A 1,408-nucleotide genomic window follows, 5' to 3' on the forward strand; every position below is an offset into this window, starting at 1 on the left:
TGCGGATTCCGAGGTGATCGCGCGCACCATTCCGATTTGATGGCGCGCGGGCTTCCGATTTAATGGCGCGCAGTGTTCCGCGAATTGTGCGCGCAGCATTCCGAGGTGATCGCGCGCAGTTTGAGATGTGGAGAACCTGATCGTTGGGTCATTTCTGCGGTCGCATAGCGACCGGAGGGATGGATGCCGACGAGGAGGGTTTCGATGCGCCAAGTGCGCGAGATATTGCATTTGAGCCTGGATGCCGGGCTTTCCACAAGAGTTGTTGGCGAGCGCACTGGCGTGGGTCCAACGACGGTTAGGGACACGATCAGGCGGTTGAGGCTGGCAGGTCTTGCGTGGCCGGTTCCCGATAGCATGACCGATACGGAGTTGGAGGCCAAGCTGTACGGTATTCCGGGCGTGAAGCCCGGACGTCGCAAGCAGCCGGAACCGGACTGGTCGACGGTCGCGCGCGAGTTAAAGCGCAAACACGTGACGCTGCAGGTCTTGTGGGAAGAGTATATCGCCGCTCAACCTGACGGATATCGCTACAGCCGTTGGTGTGACCTATTCCGGCGCTGGGAGGGGCGGCTGTCACTGGTGATGCGTCAGAGCCATGCCGGCGGCGAGAAGCTGTTCGTCGATTACGCCGGCGACACAGTGCCCGTCGTGATCGACCGCCGAACCGGCGAGATCCGCGACGCCCATCTGTTCGTCGCGGTGCTGGGCGGCTCAAGCCTGTCATTCGCTTGTGCGACCTGGACGGAACAGTTTGCCGACTGGATCGAGGGGCATAATGCCGCCTTCGCCTTCTTTGGCGGTGTCACTCAGTTGCTGGTGCCCGACAACGCGAAGGTGGCGGTGATCAAGGCCTGCCACTTTGATCCGATGCTGAACCGCAGCTACAATGACATGGCCCGTCATTACGGGACGGCCGTGTTGCCGGCGCGGCCCCGGAGGCCGCGCGATAAGGCGAAGGTTGAAGCCTGCGTCGGCATCGTCGAACGCTGGGTGCTAGGCCGACTGCGCAACCGTGTCTTCTACAGCCTGGCTGAGCTCAACGCCGCTATCGCCGAGTGCCTCACTGATCTCAATGAGATGCGGGTTCTTCGCCAGTTTGGTCGCACCCGCCGCCAGTTGTTTGAGGAAGTCGACGCGCCCAATCTCAAGCCGCTGCCCGCCGAGCCTTGGGTCCATGCGGAGTGGAAGCGATGCCGTGTCGGGCTCGATTACCATATCGCCCTCGATCATCACCATTACTCGGTGCCGTATCGCTTCGCCCGCCGTGAGGTCGAGGCCCGCTTCACCGCGCGCACCGTCGAGATCTTCCTCGGCGGCGAGCGCATCGCGGTTCACATGCGTGGCAGCGGCAATGGACGGCATACCACGGTGCCCGAACATATGCCGTCCAGCCATCGGCGCTATC

At 62.4% G+C, this 1,408-nt stretch carries 1 protein-coding gene; it reads left to right on the plus strand.

Annotated elements, in window-relative coordinates; genetic code table 11:
- Positions 1 to 204 precede the first annotated feature (204 nt).
- Positions 205 to 1,408: IS21 family transposase (gene istA / locus WP12_RS00140; protein ID WP_200894427.1), on the plus strand; the 1,204-nt coding region annotated here is incomplete at its 3' end.

Origin of the sequence: Sphingomonas sp. SRS2 (assembly GCF_000971055.1) — a bacterium.
GTDB lineage: Bacteria > Pseudomonadota > Alphaproteobacteria > Sphingomonadales > Sphingomonadaceae > Rhizorhabdus.